At 67.6% G+C, this 18,301-nt stretch carries 15 protein-coding genes; 13 read left to right on the forward strand and 2 right to left on the reverse strand.

Features of this window, described 5'->3' with window-relative positions:
- Positions 1-73 precede the first annotated feature (73 nt).
- Positions 74-1,471: a UDP-N-acetylmuramoyl-L-alanine--D-glutamate ligase gene (gene murD, locus AC2ITM_RS05410; RefSeq protein WP_486468802.1), complete on the forward strand. Its 1,398-nt coding sequence runs from the start codon at positions 74-76 to the stop codon at positions 1,469-1,471.
- A 14-nt stretch (positions 1,472-1,485) separates the two neighbouring features.
- On the opposite strand, the gene AC2ITM_RS05415 is transcribed toward murD, so the two are convergent.
- Together AC2ITM_RS05415 and AC2ITM_RS05420 are read right to left on the reverse strand one after the other, a co-directional pair.
- The gene (locus AC2ITM_RS05415; RefSeq protein ID WP_486468803.1) at positions 1,486-2,664 is read right to left on the reverse strand and encodes a BaiN/RdsA family NAD(P)/FAD-dependent oxidoreductase; all 1,179 of its coding nucleotides are present in this window, start codon (positions 2,662-2,664) and stop codon (positions 1,486-1,488) included.
- 51 nt (positions 2,665-2,715) lie between these two features.
- On the reverse strand, positions 2,716-3,231 hold the full coding sequence (locus AC2ITM_RS05420; RefSeq protein WP_486468804.1) for an SRPBCC domain-containing protein: 516 nt from the start codon (positions 3,229-3,231) through the stop codon (positions 2,716-2,718).
- A 212-nt stretch (positions 3,232-3,443) separates the two neighbouring features.
- On the opposite strand from AC2ITM_RS05420, the gene ftsW reads away from it, so the two are divergent.
- From ftsW to recN, 12 genes are all read left to right on the forward strand, one after another.
- Entirely contained in the window at positions 3,444-4,622 is a 1,179-nt protein-coding gene (gene ftsW / locus AC2ITM_RS05425) for a putative lipid II flippase FtsW (protein ID WP_486468805.1), read from the forward strand.
- Positions 4,619-5,731, forward strand: coding sequence for an undecaprenyldiphospho-muramoylpentapeptide beta-N-acetylglucosaminyltransferase (gene murG, locus AC2ITM_RS05430; RefSeq protein WP_486468806.1), 1,113 nt, complete (start codon positions 4,619-4,621; stop codon positions 5,729-5,731). Before ftsW ends, murG begins: the two co-directional genes overlap by 4 nt.
- Before the next feature lies 1 nt (position 5,732).
- Positions 5,733-7,148 carry a UDP-N-acetylmuramate--L-alanine ligase gene (gene murC, locus AC2ITM_RS05435; RefSeq protein WP_486468807.1) on the forward strand — a complete coding sequence of 472 codons (1,416 nt, stop codon included), beginning with the start codon at positions 5,733-5,735 and terminating at the stop codon, positions 7,146-7,148.
- 233 nt (positions 7,149-7,381) lie between these two features.
- Complete coding sequence (locus AC2ITM_RS05440) at positions 7,382-7,648, forward strand: DUF2484 family protein (protein WP_486468808.1); 267 nt, start codon at positions 7,382-7,384, stop codon at positions 7,646-7,648.
- An 84-nt stretch (positions 7,649-7,732) separates the two neighbouring features.
- Positions 7,733-8,701, forward strand: a complete 969-nt coding sequence (murB, locus tag AC2ITM_RS05445) for a UDP-N-acetylmuramate dehydrogenase (protein ID WP_486468809.1) — start codon at positions 7,733-7,735, stop codon at positions 8,699-8,701.
- A 116-nt stretch (positions 8,702-8,817) separates the two neighbouring features.
- Positions 8,818-9,732 carry a D-alanine--D-alanine ligase gene (locus AC2ITM_RS05450; RefSeq protein WP_486469397.1) on the forward strand — a complete coding sequence of 305 codons (915 nt, stop codon included), beginning with the start codon at positions 8,818-8,820 and terminating at the stop codon, positions 9,730-9,732.
- Positions 9,720-10,616, forward strand: coding sequence for a cell division protein FtsQ/DivIB (locus AC2ITM_RS05455; RefSeq protein WP_486468810.1), 897 nt, complete (start codon positions 9,720-9,722; stop codon positions 10,614-10,616). The genes AC2ITM_RS05450 and AC2ITM_RS05455 overlap by 13 nt, the downstream gene beginning before the upstream one ends.
- A gap of 93 nt (positions 10,617-10,709) precedes the next feature.
- Positions 10,710-12,047, forward strand: coding sequence for a cell division protein FtsA (ftsA, locus tag AC2ITM_RS05460; RefSeq protein ID WP_486468811.1), 1,338 nt, complete (start codon positions 10,710-10,712; stop codon positions 12,045-12,047).
- Positions 12,048-12,221: 174 nt separating this feature from the next.
- Entirely contained in the window at positions 12,222-14,021 is a 1,800-nt protein-coding gene (gene ftsZ, locus AC2ITM_RS05465) for a cell division protein FtsZ (RefSeq protein WP_486468812.1), read from the forward strand.
- Positions 14,022-14,419: 398 nt separating this feature from the next.
- The gene (gene lpxC / locus AC2ITM_RS05470) at positions 14,420-15,340 is read left to right on the forward strand and encodes a UDP-3-O-acyl-N-acetylglucosamine deacetylase (RefSeq protein WP_486468813.1); all 921 of its coding nucleotides are present in this window, start codon (positions 14,420-14,422) and stop codon (positions 15,338-15,340) included.
- 159 nt (positions 15,341-15,499) lie between these two features.
- Positions 15,500-16,351 (forward strand): outer membrane protein assembly factor BamD, encoded by an 852-nt coding sequence (locus AC2ITM_RS05475; protein ID WP_486468814.1) that lies wholly within the window; start codon positions 15,500-15,502, stop codon positions 16,349-16,351.
- 70 nt (positions 16,352-16,421) lie between these two features.
- Entirely contained in the window at positions 16,422-18,074 is a 1,653-nt protein-coding gene (recN, locus tag AC2ITM_RS05480) for a DNA repair protein RecN (RefSeq protein ID WP_486468815.1), read from the forward strand.
- The last annotated feature ends 227 nt before the right edge of the window (positions 18,075-18,301 follow it).

Below are 18,301 nucleotides of genomic sequence, written 5' to 3' on the forward strand. Positions count from 1 at the left end.
ATGCCCGCCGGAGGCGGTTGCAACCGGCGCTTGGCCGGGGTCAGTGTCGGGCGCGCTGAGAAGGAGAGCAGGCATGATTCCGGTCCGGGGTTTCGAAGGTCATGTGGTTGGGGTCCTGGGGCTGGGGCGGTCGGGCCTGGCGGCCATCCGGGCGCTGAAGGCCGGAGGCGCCACGGTGGTGGCCTGGGATGACGGTCCGCGGGCCGCAGCCCTGACCGAGGCCGAGGGGGTCGATCTGCGGGATTTCGCGCGTGCGGGGGGCTGCGCCGATCTGTCCTGCCTGGTGACATCGCCCGGTATTGCGCATCTTTATCCGGCGCCGCATCCGGCGATTGCCGCCGCGCTGGAGGCGGGCGTGCCGGTCGACAACGACATCGGGCTGTTCTTCCGCTCGCTGGCCGATGACGACTGGGCGATGATGGACCAGCCGCCGAAGGTGGTGGCGGTGACGGGCTCGAACGGGAAATCCACCACATCGGCGCTGATCGCGCATGTCTTGCGCGCGGCGGGCCGCGAGGTGCAGCTGGCGGGCAATATCGGGCGCGGGGTGCTGGACATCGACCCGCCGGGCGATGGCGGCATCGTGGTGCTGGAGCTGTCGTCCTACCAGACCGAGCTGGCGCGGGCGCTGACGCCGGATGTGGCGGTCTTCACCAATCTGTCGCCGGATCATCTGGACCGGCATGGCGGCCCGGGGGGCTATTTCGCGGCCAAGCGGCGGCTGTTCGCAGAGGGCGGGCCGGACCGTTGCGTCATCGGGGTGGATGAGGTCGAGGGGCGTTTCCTGGCCAACCAACTGTCGGTGGGGCCCGCTGATGACCGGGTGATCCGGGTGTCCTCGGCGGGCAAGCTGTCGGGGCCGGGCTGGCTGGTCTTCGCGAAGAAGGGTTTCCTGGCGGAATATCGCAAGGGCCGTCAGGTGGGCGCGATCGACCTGAGAGAGATCAGCGGCCTGCCCGGTGCGCACAACCATCAGAACGCCTGCGCGGCCTATGCGGTGGCGCGCAGCCTGGGGATGGGGCCGCGCCAGATCGAGGATGGCCTGAAGAGCTTTGGCGGCTTGCCGCATCGCAGCCAGAAGATCGCCGAGATCGCCGGCGTGTCCTATGTCAACGACAGCAAGGCCACCAATGTCGACAGCGCCCGGCAGGCCCTGCGGGCCTTCCACAGGATCCGCTGGATCTGCGGCGGGCTGGAGAAGGAAGGCGGCGTGGCGCCGCTGTTGCCCGATGTCGGCGAGGTGCTGAAGGCCTATGTCATCGGTCGCGAGGCCGAACATTTCGCCATGCAGCTGAAGGGCGTCGAGGTCGAGATCTGCCGCGACATGGCGACCGCCGTTGCCCGCGCCCATGCCGAGGCGCAGCCCGGTGAGACGGTGCTGCTGGCGCCCGCGACGGCCAGCTTCGACCAGTACGACAGCTTTGAAAAGCGCGGCGAGGATTTCGTCGCGCGGGTGCAGGCGCTGGCCTGAGCGAAAGGGGGGCGTCAGCCCCCCTGGATCGCCCGGGCGCAGGCCATGGCCGAGGCCCAGGCCCATTGGAAGTTGTAGCCGCCAAGCCAGCCCGTGACATCGACGCATTCGCCGATGAAATGCAGGCCCGGCAGGGATTTGGCCTCCATCGACTGGGAGTTGAGGCCATCGGTGTCGACGCCGCCCAGGGTGACCTCGGCGGTGCGGTAGCCTTCGGATCCGGCGGGCGTCAGCTGCCAGCCGGTCAGCCGGTCCGACAGATCCTGCAGGGCGCGGTCGGACTGGTCGCCGAGGTTCCCCTTCAGCCCCCATTCCGCCGCCAGCAGATCCGACAGGCGGCCGGGCAGCAGCGCGTCGAGGCTGCGGTGCAGGCTCTTGCGGCCTGCCTCCTGCCGCTGGGCGCGCAGGCGGGTGAAGGGGGCGGTGCCCGGCGAAAGGTTCACCGTGATCGCCTCGCCCTCGCGCCAGTAGGAGGAGGCCTGCAGGATCGCCGGGCCCGAGAGGCCGCGGTGGGTGAACAGCAGCGCCTCGGGGAAGGCGGGGCCGTCGGCCTGCACGCGCACTGGCAGCGCCACGCCCGAGATCGCCGCGAAACGGCCTTCGGGGAAGGTCAGGGGGACCAGGCCCGGGCGCGTGTCGGTCACCTTCAGCCCGAAGCTGCGGGCGATGTCGTAGGCCAGCCCCGTCGCACCCATCTTCGGGATCGACTTGCCGCCGGTGGCCACCACGAGGCGCGGGGTCGAGAGCGTCTCCTGGCGCCCTGCGCGCAGCAGCGTCATCGCATAGCCCCCGGCCGTGGCGCGAATGTCCTGAACGGTGCTTTCCAGTGCCAGTTCGGCCCCGGCGCGTTGCAGAAGGCCGGTCAGCATCTGCACGATCTGCACCGCCTTGTCGTCGCAGAACAGCTGCCCCAGCGTCTTTTCATGCCAGGCGATGCCGTGGTCGGACACCAGCGAGACGAAGTCCCACGGGGTGTAGCGCGCCAGTGCCGACTTGGCGAAATGCGGATTGGCCGAGAGGAAGTTCTTGGGTTCGGTGCCGGTGTTGGTGAAGTTGCACCGCCCCCCGCCCGAGATGCGGATCTTTTCGCCGGGATGTTTCGCATGGTCGATGACCAGCACGCGGCCGCCGCAATGCGCCGCGCACATCAGGCCCGCGGCCCCGGCACCAAGGATGATCGTGTCGAATGTCATGGCCCTGCCATGGGGCAGGGCGCAGGTTTGTGCAAGCGAAACCGCCGGGCGTCAGGCGGCGCGGGCCAGATCGTCGAGCAGCGCCTGCAGACGGGACAGCGCGGCCTCCTGCACCTCGGCCATGTCCGAGCTCAGGACGGCATCGCGGGCCTCTTCGCTGCTGTACCAGAATTCCTGGGTCAGCAGGCTGCCGTCCTTCCAGGGCAGGATCAGCGTGGTGACCAGCACCGGGCCGCCGGTGATGTCGGTGTCGTGGATTTCGGAATGCACGGTGCGGCCGGGGCGGTCGACATCCTGATAGGTCAGGGTCAGGCCCTGCGCCGCGCCGTCGCGCGTCCAGGCCAGTCGGGCGGTGCCGCCGGGATGCAGGGCGACGCTGCATTCGCTGAGCGGGCTTTCGGGGCTGCCGCGCCACTGCGGCATTCGGGCGCCGTCGTGGAAGGCGTCGAACAGCAGATCCCGGCCGACCGGGAAGCGGCGATACAGGCGCAGCCGGTTCAGGCTGAAGGGATGCAGCGCCAGGGGGCCGGTCGCATGTTCGTCGGGGGCCGGCGGGTCGATGGGCATGGGGGCCTCGTGAAATCCATGGTGATCAAATTTGCGCGGGTTCGGGCCCGCCAGGGTCATGGTTACAGGGTTCCGGCGAATGCTCAATGCCGTGTTAACGTATTCTTGCTGGCCGAAAGGGGGGATCTGAGCTAGTCTTTCCGGCAGATCCCGAAAAAGGGGCATCCCGGTCAGGCAACCGGGGCAGATGAGGCACATCAGGCGGACGATCAATGACAGAGATGGTTTACGGCGCCATCGCGTCTCGGGATGGCGAACCCGTCATTCCGAAGTGGTGGCGGACGGTCGACAAGGTGACACTGGGCTGCGTGCTGGGGCTGTTCGGCATGGGGCTGCTGCTGGGTTTTGCGGCCTCGCCGCCGCTGGCGGAACGCAATGGCCTTCCCCCCTTCTACTATGTCGAACGTCAGGCGATGTTCGGCGTGCTGGGGCTGATCGCGCTGATCGGGTCCTCGATGATGTCGCCGGACCGGGTGCGGCGCTTTGGCGTGCTGGGGTTCCTGGTGACCTTCGTGGCACTGGCGATGCTGCCGCTGCTGGGCACCGACTTTGGCAAGGGGGCAATCCGGTGGTATTCGCTGGGTGTTGCCTCGGTGCAGCCGTCGGAATTCATGAAGCCGATGTTCATCATCACCGCCGCCTGGCTGATGGCCGCCTCGCAAGAGATCAACGGGCCGCCGGGTAAGATGTTCTCGTTCGGGATGATGGTGATCATCGTCGGCATCCTGGTCATGCAGCCCGACTTCGGTCAGGCCAGCCTGATCCTGTTCGGCTGGGGGGTGATGTATTTCGTCGCCGGCGCGCCGATGCTGCTGCTGGTGGTGATCGCCGGGCTGGTCGTCACGGGCGGCATGTTCGCCTATGAATTCTCGGACCACTTCGCGGGCCGCATCGACGGCTTCCTGTCGCCCGAGGTCGATCCCCGCACCCAGCTGGGCTATGCCGCGAACGCGATCCGCGAAGGCGGGTTCTTCGGCGTGGGCGTGGGCGAGGGGACGGTCAAGATGAACCTGCCCGATGCCCATACCGACTTTATCATCGCGGTCGCGGCCGAGGAATACGGCCTGGTGCTGGTGCTGATCATCATCGCGCTCTATGCCTCGGTGGTGCTGCGCAGCTTCTCGCGGCTGATGAAGGAACGCGATCCGTTCATCCGGCTGGCGGGGACGGGGCTGGCCTCGGTTTTTGGGGTGCAGGCGATGATCAACATGGGCGTGGCGGTGCGGTTGCTGCCCGCCAAGGGGATGACGCTGCCCTTCGTGTCCTACGGCGGCTCGTCGCTGATCGCGGGCGGGCTGGTCGTGGGGATGTTGCTGGCCTTCACCCGGTCGCGGCCGCAGAATGAAATCGGCCAGATCCTGTCGGGTCGCGCACGCGAGGGACGGTCATGAACCACAATGCACCGCTTCTGGTGATCGCGGCCGGGGGCACCGGCGGCCACATGTTCCCGGCGCAAAGCCTGGCCGAGCAGATGCTGGCCCGGGGCTGGCGGGTGCGCCTGTCGACGGATGCGCGCGGCGCGCGCTACGCAGGCGGCTTTCCCGCCGCGGTCGAGGTCGAGGAACTGTCCAGCGCCACATTCGCGCGGGGCGGGCTGCTGGCCAAGGCCGGCGTGCCGCTGCGGATCCTGGGCGGTGTTGCCGCCGCGGTGGCAAGGATGCTGCGCGAACGGCCCGCGGCGGTGGTGGGCTTTGGCGGCTATCCGGCGATCCCGGCGATGGCGGCCTCGACCCTGCTGAAGATCCCGCGGATGATCCACGAACAAAACGGCGTGCTGGGGCGGGTCAACGAACGCTTTGCCCGCAAGGTCGACCGCATCGCCTGCGGCACCTGGCCCACGACCCTGCCCAGCGGCGTCGAGGGCGTGCCCACCGGCAACCCGGTGCGCGCGGCCGTGCATGAACGCGCGGGCGCGGCCTACATCAGCCCCGGCGCCTATCCGATGTCGCTGCTGGTCATGGGCGGCAGCCAGGGCGCGCGCATCCTGTCGGATGTCGTGCCCCAGGCCATCGCCGCCCTGCCGCCCGAGCTGCTGCAATATGTCCGCGTCAGCCATCAGGCCCGCCCCGAGGATCTGGAGCGCGTCACCGCCTTCTACGATGAAAAGGGCATTCCCGCCGACGTGCAGCCCTTCTTCCATGACGTGCCCGCCCGCCTGTCCGAGGCGCAGCTGGTGATCACCCGCTCCGGTGCCTCGACGGTGGCGGATCTGTCGGTGATCGGGCGGCCCTCGATCCTGGTGCCCTTCGCGGCTGCCACCGCCGACCACCAGACCGCCAATGCCCGCGGCCTGGTCGAGGCCGGCGCCGCCATCCTGATCCCGGAAAATGATCTGACGCCGGAAACCCTGGCCACGCAGATCGCGTTGGTACTGGACAATCCCGAAGGCGCAGAGCAGATGGCGCGGGCCGCGCTGTCGCAGGGCCGCCCCGACGCGGCCGAAACCCTCGCCGACATGGTCGAGGCCCTTGCCCACCACACGACCCAGAAGGACACCTGACGTGAACGCTGCCGCAACCAAGCTGCCCGGAGACGTGGGCCCCATCCATTTCGTGGGCATCGGGGGCATCGGCATGTCCGGCATCGCCGAAGTGCTGCTGAACCACGGCTATGCGGTGCAGGGGTCCGACCTGAAACGCTCGCCCATCACCGACCGCCTGGCGGGCCTGGGCGCCGAGATCTTCGAGGGCCAGCGCGCCGAGAACCTGGAAAACGCGCAGGTGGTCGTGATCTCGTCCGCCATCAAGCCCGGCAACCCCGAGCTGGACGAGGCGCGCCGCCGTGGCCTGCCCGTCGTGCGCCGCGCCGAGATGCTGGCCGAGCTGATGCGCCTGAAATCCAACGTCGCCATTGCCGGGACCCACGGCAAGACCACCACCACGACGATGGTGGCGACGCTGCTGGATGCGGGCAATTTCGACCCCACCGTGGTCAACGGCGGCATCATCCATGCCTATGGCTCGAACGCGCGGGTGGGTCTGGGCGAATGGATGGTGGTCGAGGCCGATGAAAGCGACGGCACCTTCAACCGTCTGCCCGCCACCATCGCCATCGTCACCAATATCGATCCCGAACACATGGATCACTGGGGCGATTTCGACCGCCTGCGCAAGGGCTTCCTGGAGTTCGTCTCGAACATCCCGTTCTATGGCATCGCGGTCTGCTGCACCGACCATGCCGAGGTCCAGGCGCTGGTCGGCAAGATCACCGACCGCCGCGTGGTGACCTATGGCTTCAACGCTCAGGCCGATGTGCGGGCGCTGAACCTGCGCTATGAAAAGGGCATCGCGCATTTCGACGTGGCGCTGCAGACCGAGGGCCTGGTGATCGAGGGCTGCACCCTGCCGATGCCGGGCGACCACAATGTCTCGAACGCGCTGGCGGCGGTCGCCGTGGCGCGTCACCTGGGCATGAAGGCCGAGGAAATCCGCACCGCGCTGGCCAATTTCGGCGGCGTCAAGCGGCGCTTTACCCGCGTGGGCGAGGTGAACGGCGTCACCATCATCGACGATTACGGCCACCATCCGGTGGAAATCGCCGCCGTGCTGAAGGCTGCCCGTCAGGCGACCGAGGGCCGGGTGATCGCCGTGCACCAGCCGCACCGCTATTCGCGCCTGCATTCGCTGTTCGACGACTTCTGCGCCTGCTTCAACGAGGCCGACGTGGTGGCCATCGCCGAGGTCTATTCCGCCGGCGAGGACCCGATCGAGGGCGCGAGCCGCGATGATCTGGTCGCCGGGCTGATCCGTCACGGCCACCGCCACGCCCGCGCCCTGACCTGCGAGGAAGACCTGGAACGGCTGGTGCGCGAACAGGCGCATCCCGGCGATATGGTGGTTTGCCTCGGGGCGGGGACGATTTCGGCCTGGGCGAATCGACTGCCCGAGCGGCTGGCTCCGGTGAAGGCCGCCGAATAGATTTGACCAGCGCAAAGGGGCGGCGTTTCCTGCAAGGGCCGCCCTGCGCTGCGCGGTGGGCCGGACCGCTGGATTTTATCCGAGCTTGTTACATATCCACAGAAAATCTGTTGTAGCACAGGCGAGATACCGCTAGCCTGTGCAAAAGGGCAACAGGTTACCGATAACCTGGACGCACCAGGGCAAAAGACCTTTTTGGCAGGCATTCGGGTAGTTTGGAGGCTGGGCGAGCAATGGAATCCTTCCTGATTATCCTGCTCTGGGTAATCGTCGGCAGTTGTGTGATGGCGGTGCCTGTGCAGCGGCATGCCGAGATCTGCCGCCTTGCGCTGATTGCCCTGGGCATTCCGTCCCTTGGTTTCATCACCTTGCAGCATGGCCCCTGGATGGGTCTTGCGGCGCTGCTGCTGGGCGCGCTTGTGCTGCGCTTTCCGGCCACGCGCCTGAGCCGCCGCGTGCGTGAACGCGAGGCGACCGAAGCCGCAACCTCTTCCGTCTGAGCGCGCAAAGCCTTGCCGATGCTCCGGGGCCTTGCTTGGCACCCGGGGGCCGACTAGCTATGCCGGCGCAATGAAGGAGAGATCATGCCACGTCCTGACCAGATCGCCATCAGGGGCCGCCTGACCGCCGAGAAAGAGCTTTCTGCCCTGACCTGGCTGCGCGTTGGCGGCCCGGCGCAATGGCTGTTCCAGCCCGAGGACGAGGCCGATCTGGTGCAGTTCCTGGCCGCGCTCGATCCCGATGTGGCGGTATTTCCGATGGGTGTGGGTTCGAACCTGATCGTGCGCGATGGCGGTCTGCGCGGCGTGGTGATCCGGCTGGGGCGCGGCTTCAACGGGATCTCGGTCGCGGGCAGGCGCGTCACGGCCGGGGCGGCGGCGCTTGATTCCCACGTGGCCCGCAAGGCGGCCGAGGCCGGGGTCGATCTGACCTTTCTGCGCACCATCCCGGGGTCCGTGGGCGGTGCGCTGCGGATGAACGCGGGCTGCTACGGCAGCTATACGGCGGATGTCTTTGTCGAGGCCCGCGCCGTTACCCGCAGCGGCCAGATTGTCACGCTGACCGCGCAGGATCTGGATTTTGCCTATCGCCACAGTACCTTGCCCGAAGGCTGGGTGCTGACCCAGGCGGTGTTCGAAGGACCCGCAGGCGATCCCGCGACGCTGGCCGCCCGGATGGAGGCCCAGCTGGCGCGACGCGATGAAACCCAGCCCGTGCGTGATCGCTCTGCCGGGTCGACCTTCCGCAACCCGGCCGGGTTCTCCTCGACCGGGCGGGCGGATGATGTCCATGACCTGAAGGCCTGGAAGCTGATCGACGATGCCGGATTACGCGGCGCGCGCCTCGGGGGTGCGCAGATGAGCGAGAAGCATTCGAATTTTCTCATCAACACCGGCACTGCGACCGCGGCAGATCTTGAAGGCCTCGGCGAAACGGTGCGAAAAAAGGTTTATGGCAACAGCGGAATTGAGCTACAGTGGGAAATCATGCGCCTAGGGGACCCGGTGCCGACGGAAACGGCCCTTGACCCCGCGCAGGATGGTACCAGTTAGGACGGAAGGCCGGCACTCAGCGGCCGGAACTCCGAAAGACGCTCAAGGATCGGTACAGGTCCGGGCATATAATGGTGGGGGCTGCAGGGCCCCGAGAAGAGGCAGTGATCGTGGGCATGTCGGGCAGGACATCCCCGAAGGTGGTGGTGCTAATGGGTGGCCCCTCGGCGGAACGCGAGGTGTCACTGGCCAGTGGGCGTGAATGCGCCGCCGCTCTGAGGGACGAAGGATACGAGGTCGTCACGCTGGACGCGGGGCCGGACCTTGCGCAGCGACTCATCGAAATTGCACCGGATGTCGTCTTCAACGCGCTGCATGGCCGCTGGGGCGAGGACGGCTGTGTCCAGGGCATCCTGGAATGGCTGAAGATCCCCTATACGCATTCCGGCGTGCTGGCGTCCTCGATGGCGATGGACAAGGAACGTTCGAAGGTGCTGTTCCGGGCGGCCGGCCTGCCGGTGGCCGACAGCCTGATCGCCGACAAGGCGCAGATCATGGCAGCCCATGTGATGGCGCCGCCCTATGTGATCAAGCCCTATAACGAGGGGTCCTCGGTCGGGGTCTACATCGTCACCGAAGGGTCGAACGGCCCGCCCGAACTGGCCCCCGAGATGCCCGAGCAGCTGATGGTCGAGGCCTATCTGCCGGGGCGCGAGCTGACGGTTTCGGTGATGGGCGACAGGCCGCTGTGCGTGACCGAGATCTTCACCACCGGCTGGTACGACTATACCGCGAAATATGCCCCCGGCGGATCCACCCATGTCTGCCCGGCCCAGATCCCCGAGGAGATCACCGAGGCCTGCCTGGACTATGCCCGCCGCGCGCATGAGGTCCTGGGCTGCCGCGGCGTCTCGCGCACCGATTTCCGCTGGGACGAGGGCAGGGGGGTGGCAGGGCTTTTCGTGCTGGAGGTCAACACCCAGCCCGGCATGACCCCCACATCGCTGGCGCCTGAACATGCGGCGGCCTGTGGCATAGGCTTCGGGCCGCTGTGCAGGTGGCTGGTGGAGGACGCCTCGTGCGAACGGTGACGCCGCTGACCGCCAGCCGCCGCAAGCCGCGGCATGATCCGGCGCCTTCGCGCTGGAGCTGGCGGATGCAGCGGCTGATGCTCAGCCCGGCGTTCCGGTTCTTCCTGCGGTTCCTGCTGCCGCTGCTGGTGGTCGCGCTGATCGCCGGCATCTGGCTGGCCAGCGAGACCCGCCGACAGGCGCTGCTGGATCAGTACGCGGCCCTGCGTCAGTCCTTCGAGGACCGCCCCCAGTTCATGATCCACGATCTGCGCATCACCGGGGCCTCCGAGGCGACCGGGGCGCTGGTGCGGGCGGCTGTCGGGCTCGACAAGCCGGTGTCGTCCTTCAACCTCGACCTTGATGCGCTGCGGGCTCGGATCGAGGCCCTGCCGCCCGTCGCCAGTGCCGCGCTGCACCGCTCCAGTGGCGGGATTTTGGACATTGCCGTGACCGAGCGCGTGCCGGTGGCGGTCTGGAAGACCCGAGGTGGCCTGTCGTCGATCGACGATGCGGGCGTGGTCACCGGCAGCCTGAAGCTGCGCACCGACCGCACCGACCTGCCGCTGATCGCCGGCAATGGCGCCAACAAGGCCGTGCCCGAGGCGCTGGCGATCCTGCGGGCCGCCCAGCCGATCAAGGCGCGCATCCGTGGCATCGAGCGCGTCGGCGAACGCCGCTGGGATCTGGTGCTGGACCGCGACCAGCGCATCCTGCTGCCCGAGACCAATCCGGTGCAGGCGCTGGAGCGTGTCCTGGCACTGAACCAGGCACAGGACCTTCTGGCGCGCGACATCACCATTGTCGACATGCGCCTGCCGTCCCGGCCCACGATCCGCGTGGCGCCCGAGGCGCTGGACGAATGGAACAGCATCCGCAATCCGAAGAAATCGGGAAGCAAGTAAGCAGCAAGGGACGGTCGTGGTTACAGGCCCACGGCCGGCAGTCAGCAAACAGGCAGGTGTCCGGCAAGGACCAAGGGGAACAGGGGCAGGCAGATGGATCTTTACCAAAGCCAAAGGGCGATGCGGAACATGCGCAAGGCGGCACTGCAGCGCGGTGTCGTGGCGGTGCTCGACGTGGGGACGTCCAAGATCGCCTGCCTTGTCCTGCGTTTCGATCCCTCGATGCAGCAGCACGCCGAGCTGAACGACGGCGTCGGGTCTTTGGCGGGGCAGGCCGGGTTCCGGGTGATCGGCGTGGCGACCACGCGCTCGCGCGGGGTCCGCTTCGGCGAGATCGATTCGATGCCCGAGACCGAGCGTGCGATCCGCACCGTGCTGCAGAATGCCCAGAAGATGGCCAAGGTCCGTGTCGACCACGTGATTGCCTGCTTTGCAGGCGCAGGTCCGCGCAGCTACGGGCTGACCGGCGCGGTTGATGTCGTGGGCGATGTGGTCAGTGAACAGGATGTCGGCCGGGTGCTGGCGGCCTGCGACATGCCCGACTATGGCGAGGGCCGCGAGGTGCTGCATGCCCATCCGGTGAACTTTGCGCTGGATCACCGCTCGGGGTTGACGGATCCGCGCGGCCAGATCGGCAGCCAGCTGGCCACCGACGTGCACCTGCTGACGGTCGATGCCTCGACGGTGCAGAACCTGGCGCATTGCGTGAACCGCTGCGACCTGGAGCTGGCAGGCGTTGCCTCTTCTCCCTATGTGACCGGGATCTCGTGCCTGGTCGAGGATGAACAGGAACTGGGCGCGGCCTGCATCGACATGGGTGGCGGCACAACCAGCCTGTCGATCTTCATGAAGAAGCACATGATCTATGCCGATACCGTGCGGATGGGCGGCGACCACGTGACGGGCGACATCTCGATGGCGCTGAAGATCCCGATGGCCAATGCCGAGCGTCTGAAAACCTTCTACGGCGGCGTCGTCGCCACCGGCATGGATGACCGCGAGCGCATCGAGATCGGCGGCGAGACCGGCGATTACGAGCATGACCGCCGCACCGTCACCCGCGCCGAGCTGATCGGCGTCATGCGCCCCCGGGTCGAGGAGATCCTGGAAGAGGTGCGCCACTGCCTGGATGCCGCGGGGTTCGAGCATATGCCGAACCAGCAGATCGTGCTGACGGGCGGTGCCAGCCAGATCCCGGGCCTGGATGGCCTGGCCAGCCGGATCCTGGGCCAGCAGGTGCGCCTGGGCCGTCCGCTGCGGGTCCATGGCCTGCCGCAGGCGGCGACGGGACCGGCCTTTGCCTCGGCGGTGGGGATGTGCCTCTACGCGGCGCATCCGCAGGACGAATGGTGGGACTTCGACCTGCCGGCCGACCGCTATCCGGCGCGGTCGCTGAAGCGGGCGGTTCGCTGGTTCAAGGACAACTGGTGAACGCAAGATGCGGTAGGGTCGGCGGAATGCTGCGGACCCCGCTGAATACCCTTCCAGATCTGGTGTTTTTCAGATGGGACGGGGTGACGAAACAGGGCAAACGCGCTACACTTTATGGCGATAGGCAGAAAAGTCCCCGGTAAAGCAGGGACAGGATCACAGGCGGACAATTCGATGACATTGAACCTCAGCGTCCCCGGTCAGGGAGAAGAGCTCAAACCCCGCATCACCGTCTTCGGTGTTGGTGGGGCTGGCGGCAACGCCGTCAACAACATGATCGAGAAGCAGCTTGAAGGCGTCGAGTTCGTGGTCGCGAACACCGATGCCCAGGCGCTTCAGCAAAGCCGGGCCGAAGCCCGCGTCCAGCTGGGCGTGAAGGTGACCGAAGGCCTGGGCGCAGGGGCCCGTCCCTCGGTGGGCGCTGCCGCTGCCGAAGAAAGCATCGAGCAGATCGTCGACCATCTGGCCGGCGCGCACATGTGCTTCATCACTGCCGGCATGGGCGGTGGCACCGGCACCGGCGCCGCCCCGATCATCGCACAGGCCGCCCGCGAGCTGGGCGTGCTGACCGTCGGCGTCGTGACCAAGCCCTTCCAGTTCGAAGGCGCCAAGCGGATGCGCCAGGCCGAGGCTGGCGTCGAGGCCCTGCAAAAGATGGTCGATACGCTGATCATCATCCCGAACCAGAACCTGTTCCGTCTGGCCAACGAAAAGACCACCTTCACCGAGGCCTTCAGCCTGGCCGATGACGTGCTGTACCAGGGCGTCAAGGGCGTGACCGACCTGATGGTGCGCCCGGGCCTGATCAACCTCGACTTCGCGGACGTGCGCGCCGTGATGGACGAGATGGGCAAGGCCATGATGGGCACCGGCGAGGCCGACGGCGAAACCCGCGCCCTGCAGGCCGCCGAGAAGGCGATCGCCAACCCGCTGCTGGACGAGATCAGCCTGAAAGGCGCCAAGGGCGTGCTGATCAACATCACCGGTGGTCACGACCTGACGCTGTTCGAACTGGACGAAGCGGCCAACCGCATCCGCGAGGAAGTGGACCCGGACGCCAACATCATCGTCGGCTCGACGCTGGACGAGACGATGGAAGGCCGGATGCGCGTTTCGGTCGTCGCGACCGGCATCGACGCCATCGACAACACCCAGCCCGCGCCGCAGCCGCGCCGCTCGCTGGCAGAGCCGCTGCGTTCGGCCGAAGAGGTCGAGCAGAGCGTCGGTCACCGTCAGCCCGCGCCGAGCGCCCCCGTGCAGCAGCCGGTGATGTCCTCGCGCACCCTGTCGATGCCGGTGCAGCAGCAGCCGGTGCCGCGTCAGCCTGCACCGCAGCAGGCCGCCCGTCCGGCGCAGCGCGCGATGCACCAGGAAGAGGATCTGGACAATGCGCCGAACCTCTTCGGGGGCGAGGTGCCGCAGAACTCGGTCACGGCGAATGTCTTTGCCTCGCGTGCCCAGGCGCCGCAGCAGCCCGTCCGTGGCGCCGCCCGCGCCGAGGACATGCCGCCGCCGGCCTACCAGCCGCGCCCGGCCGCCCGCGTCGAGATCGAGCCCCAGCAGCAGCCCGTCCCCGGCATCGCCCGCCGTCCCGGCGAGCCCAGCCCCGAGACGATGGCCCGCCTGAAGGCCGCTATCGGCAAGACCAACCAGGAAGTGCAGGACCGCGCCCAGCATCTGCAGGCCAACCCCCGTGGTGGTGCAGCGGCCCCGCAGCCGGCGCCTGAAAAGTCGCGCTTCGGCATCAACTCTCTGATCAACCGCATGACGGGTCATTCCGACAACGGCCAGCAGGCCGCGCGCAACCCGCAGCCCGCCCCCGCCGCACCGCGCGCCAAGGTCGAGCCGCCGCGCGCCCCGCAAGGCGGTTATCAGGATCCGCAGGCCCAGACGGCACGCCGTGCCGCCCCGGCCCAGGATGCCGATCAGGACCGGATCGAGATCCCCGCTTTCCTGCGTCGTCAGGCAAACTGATCCCGCGCGACTTCGGTCGCCCGGAAAATATACTCTGAGAAATCACGTAAATGGCCGCCTTCGGGCGGCCATTTCGCGTTTTGCGCCCGTTATGTGACTCAATGTTACAACGGCTCGCAGCATCTCGCCCAGATCGGGCGGGCTGTCGTAAAACGTTGCAAACCGTGAGTTGTGATCCCGGGCTGACGCCTTTACCTAAAGGGCAAGTTAACGCGCAACCAATTTTGCGCGATCACTCCGAAGCCCGCCGCCTGCCTGTCGCCTCCGGCTTTCCTTCGGAACACCACCGGGTCGTCCGCGTTTTGTCAGCGTAGCATGGCCCAGACGGAACGAAAGGTTGGCCCGGGTATTAGCGGTCGACCGCAAGGTCCGCGAGGACCCGAATGGGAAGTAACGCGATGCAATATACGATCAAGGCGCCTGTGACGTTCAACGGGACCGGTCTGCACTCCGGTCTTCCGGCCAACCTGACCCTGCGCCCGGCCCCCGCCGGCACGGGCATCCGCTTCCGCCGCACCGACATCGCGCTTGGCGACGCCGTCCTGCCTGCCCGCTGGGACCTTGTCGAGCGCACGCCGCTGTGCACCCGCCTGATCAATGCCGCCGGGGCCTCGGTCTCGACGGTGGAACATGTGATGGCCGCGCTGTCGGGCTGCGGCATCACCAACGTCATCGCCGAGATCGACGGACCCGAGGTCCCGATCCTCGACGGCTCGGCCGCGCCCTTCGTGCGCGGGATCCTGGCGCGCGGCCTCTCTGCCCAGACGGGCGCCCGCCAGGCGATCGAGATCCTGCGCGAGGTCGAGGTGTCCAACGGGCCTGCCATTGCCCGTCTGAAACCCGCCCCGATGCTGGAAATCGCTTTCGAGATCGATTTCGACGATGCCGCCATCGGCCACCAGGCCCGCACGCTGACGATGAAGAACGGCGCCTTCGTGCGCGAGCTTTGCGACAGCCGCACCTTCTGCCGCAACTGGGAGGTCGACGCGCTGCGCCAGCAGGGCCTGGCCCTGGGCGGCACGCTGGAAAATGCCGTGGTGGTAGACGGGGACCAGATCCTGACCCCCGGCGGCCTGCGCCATTCCGACGAACCGGTGCGCCACAAGATGCTGGACGCGCTTGGCGATCTCTACATGGCGGGGGCGCCGATCCTGGGCCGCTACGAAGGCATCCGGGCCGGCCATTCGCTGACCAACACGCTGCTGCGGGCGCTGTTCGCGGATCCGGCGAACTATCGCTACGTCACCATCGACCGTGCCCAGGCCGCGCTGCTGCCCGGTGCCGGCGTCACCCCGGATGAAATCCCGGCCGTCGCGTAAGCGCCTGTTCCCGCAAGGGCGTATGGGCGGCACCTTGCCGCCCTCGTGAAGCGGGGCGGTCGTTAAGACGTTTTGCCCCGGAAATATCTGTGCTAGGACCTGCGGGCGGAGCAGGGCATCCTGGCCGCGCAGGCAAGACCACAAGGGGTGAGATCACGCATGACAGGCTTCGGGTTTCGATCGGGGCTGACCGGTGCGGTCCTGTTGGCCATGACCCTTGGGGCATGCACCGACAAGACGCCGGGCATCGACAATATCAAGACCCCCATGGAAAATTTCACCGCGGATCAGATCTATGAGCGCGGCGAATACGAGGTCACGAACCACCGTTATGCCAAGGGGGCGGCCTATTTCCAGGAGATCGAGCGCCTCTATCCCTATTCCGACTGGGCCAAGCGCGGCCTGATCATGACCGCCTTTGCCCAGCACAAGGCGCGCAATTACGATGAAAGCCGCGCGGCTGCGCAGCGGTTCCTCGATTTCTATCCGTCGGATGAAGATGCGGCCTATGCCCAGTACCTGCTGGCGCTGTCCTATTATGACCAGATCGACGAGGTCGGCCGCGACCAGGGCCTGACCTTCAAGGCGCTGCAGGCGCTGCGTCAGGTGATCGAGAAATACCCCGACAGCCCCTATGCCAAATCGGCGATGCTGAAGTTCGACATGGCCTTCGATCACCTTGCCGGCAAGGAGATGGAGGTCGGGCGCTATTACCTGAAGCACCAGCATTACGCTGCCGCCATCAACCGGTTCCGCACCGTGGTCGAGCAGTTCCAGACCACCAGCCAGACGCCTGAGGCGCTGGAACGTCTGGTCGAGGCCTATCTGTCGCTGGGGCTGACGGACGAGGCGCAGACGGCCGGGGCGATCCTGGGGCACAACTTCCAGTCCACCGACTGGTATGCCCGGGCCTACAAGCTGCTGACCAGCAAGGGCCTGTCGATGAAGTCGTCGGGCGACAACTGGCTGAGCGCAATCTATCGCCAAACCGTTAAGGGTCAGTGGCTTTAGGTCACGCTTCGTTCTATTCTTCGGGCGAAGCATCCCTGCGGGGATGCCCCCCCGAGCGGAGAATTTGCCCGTGCTGCGTGGTCTCGACATTCGCGACCTTCTGATCATCGACCGGCTGGAACTGGATTTCCGGCCGGGTCTTAACGTGCTCACCGGGGAAACCGGGGCGGGCAAGTCTATCCTTCTGGATTCGCTGGGCTTCGTGCTGGGCTGGCGGGGCAGGGCCGATCTGGTCCGCGAAGGCGCCGAGCAGGGCGAGGTCACCGCCTGGTTCGACCTGCCGCCCGGCCATCCCGCCCATCAGGTGCTGGACGATGCGGGCCTGCCCGGCGGCCCCGAGCTGATCCTGCGCCGCGTCAATGCGCGCGACGGCCGCAAGACCGCCTGGATCAACGACCGTCGCGCCTCGGGCGAGGTGCTGCGGCGGCTCTCGGACACGCTTGTCGAACTGCATGGCCAGCATGACGACCGCGGGCTGCTGAATGCCTCTGGCCACCGGGCGATCCTGGATGCCTTCGGGGATCTGGGCGCCCTCCGGCAGGAGGTGCGCGAGGCCTGGCGCAGCCGCACCTCGGCGGAAAAGCAGCTGGATGCGGCGCGCGCGGCGCTGAAACGCGCGGGCGAGGAAGAGGATTTCCTGCGCCATTCGATGGTCGAGCTGGACAAGCTGGGCCCGGCGCCCGGCGAAGAGGCCGAGCTGGATGCGAAGCGCCGCATGATGCAGGGCGCCGAGCGCGTCCGCGAGGACATCGCGCGCGCGCTTCAGGCGCTTGGCCATGACGGTGCCGAGGGGGCGATGGGCGATGCCTCGCGCTGGCTCGATGGCGCGGCCGAGGGCACATCGGGGCGGCTTGACGCGCCGATTGCCGCCCTGGGGCGGGCGATGAACGAACTGGCCGAGGCCGTCGATGGCGTCGAACGCTGCCTTGAGGCGCTGGATTTCGACCCGTTCGAACTGGAAGCCACCGAAGAGCGCCTGTTTGCCCTGCGGGGGCTGGCGCGCAAGCATGGCGTGCTGGCCGATGACCTGGCAACGCTGGCCTTCGACATGCGCACGCGGCTCGATGCGATCGACAGCGGCGAGGCGCAGATCGAGGAACTGGAACGCGCCGCCCGTGCCGCCGATGCCGCCTATGCCGAGGTCGCCGGCCGTCTGACCGCCGCGCGCCGCACCCATGCGCTGCAGCTGGACCGGGCGGTTGAATCCGAACTGGCGCCGCTCAAGATGGAACGCGCCCGCTTCACCACCCTGGTCGATCCCGCCGAGGCCGGACCCGACGGCCGGGACGAGGTGTCCTTCACCGTTGCCACCAACCTCGGTGCGCCCTCGGGGCCGTTGGCCAAGATCGCCTCGGGGGGCGAGCTGTCGCGTTTCCTGCTGGCGCTGAAGGTCTGCCTGACCCGCGATGCCTCCTCGATGACGATGATCTTCGACGAGATCGACCGCGGCGTCGGCGGTGCCACCGCCGATGCGGTGGGGCGCAGGCTGGCGGATCTGGCGGCGCAGGGGCAGGTGCTGGTCGTCACCCATTCGCCGCAGGTGGCGGCGCGGGGGGCGCATCACTGGCAGGTCTCGAAGCGGGTCGAGGGCGGGCGGACGCTGTCGACGGTGCAGGCGCTGTCGATGGATCAGCGGGTGGACGAGCTGGCGCGGATGATCTCGGGCGATGCGATCACCGAAGAGGCCCGCGCGGCGGCCCGTCGCCTGATCACCGCCGACTAGCCTGTCATCGGGGCCCTTGTGGGGGCCTTGTCGGGGGCCTTGTCGGGGCCTGTCATCCGGGCCTTTGCTGAGCGACTGTCATTCGGGACTGTCATCTGGGCCTGTCCTGACGGCCCGCGACCGGCTTCTGTCACCCGGGGGCCGCAATCGGGGTCCGATCCCGCGCGGGGCCTTTTCCCTGCGCGGGTCCTGCCCTAAGAGGGACGCGACGCAGCCACCACCCCGGA

It is taken from the genome of Pseudooceanicola sp. NS-SX9 (assembly GCF_057380705.1).

Bases quoted from the DNA above. Each gene is read 5' to 3' on its own strand.
- murD (WP_486468802.1), top strand. From the start codon at position 74: ATGATTCCGGTCCGGGGTTTCGAAGGTCATGTGGTTGGGGTCCTGGGG.
- AC2ITM_RS05415 (WP_486468803.1), bottom strand. From the start codon at position 2,664: ATGACATTCGACACGATCATCCTTGGTGCCGGGGCCGCGGGCCTGATG.
- AC2ITM_RS05420 (WP_486468804.1), bottom strand. From the start codon at position 3,231: ATGCCCATCGACCCGCCGGCCCCCGACGAACATGCGACCGGCCCCCTG.
- ftsW (WP_486468805.1), top strand. From the start codon at position 3,444: ATGACAGAGATGGTTTACGGCGCCATCGCGTCTCGGGATGGCGAACCC.
- murG (WP_486468806.1), top strand. From the start codon at position 4,619: ATGAACCACAATGCACCGCTTCTGGTGATCGCGGCCGGGGGCACCGGC.
- AC2ITM_RS05440 (WP_486468808.1), top strand. From the start codon at position 7,382: ATGGAATCCTTCCTGATTATCCTGCTCTGGGTAATCGTCGGCAGTTGT.
- murB (WP_486468809.1), top strand. From the start codon at position 7,733: ATGCCACGTCCTGACCAGATCGCCATCAGGGGCCGCCTGACCGCCGAG.
- AC2ITM_RS05450 (WP_486469397.1), top strand. From the start codon at position 8,818: ATGTCGGGCAGGACATCCCCGAAGGTGGTGGTGCTAATGGGTGGCCCC.
- ftsA (WP_486468811.1), top strand. From the start codon at position 10,710: ATGGATCTTTACCAAAGCCAAAGGGCGATGCGGAACATGCGCAAGGCG.
- ftsZ (WP_486468812.1), top strand. From the start codon at position 12,222: ATGACATTGAACCTCAGCGTCCCCGGTCAGGGAGAAGAGCTCAAACCC.
- lpxC (WP_486468813.1), top strand. From the start codon at position 14,420: ATGCAATATACGATCAAGGCGCCTGTGACGTTCAACGGGACCGGTCTG.
- AC2ITM_RS05475 (WP_486468814.1), top strand. From the start codon at position 15,500: ATGACAGGCTTCGGGTTTCGATCGGGGCTGACCGGTGCGGTCCTGTTG.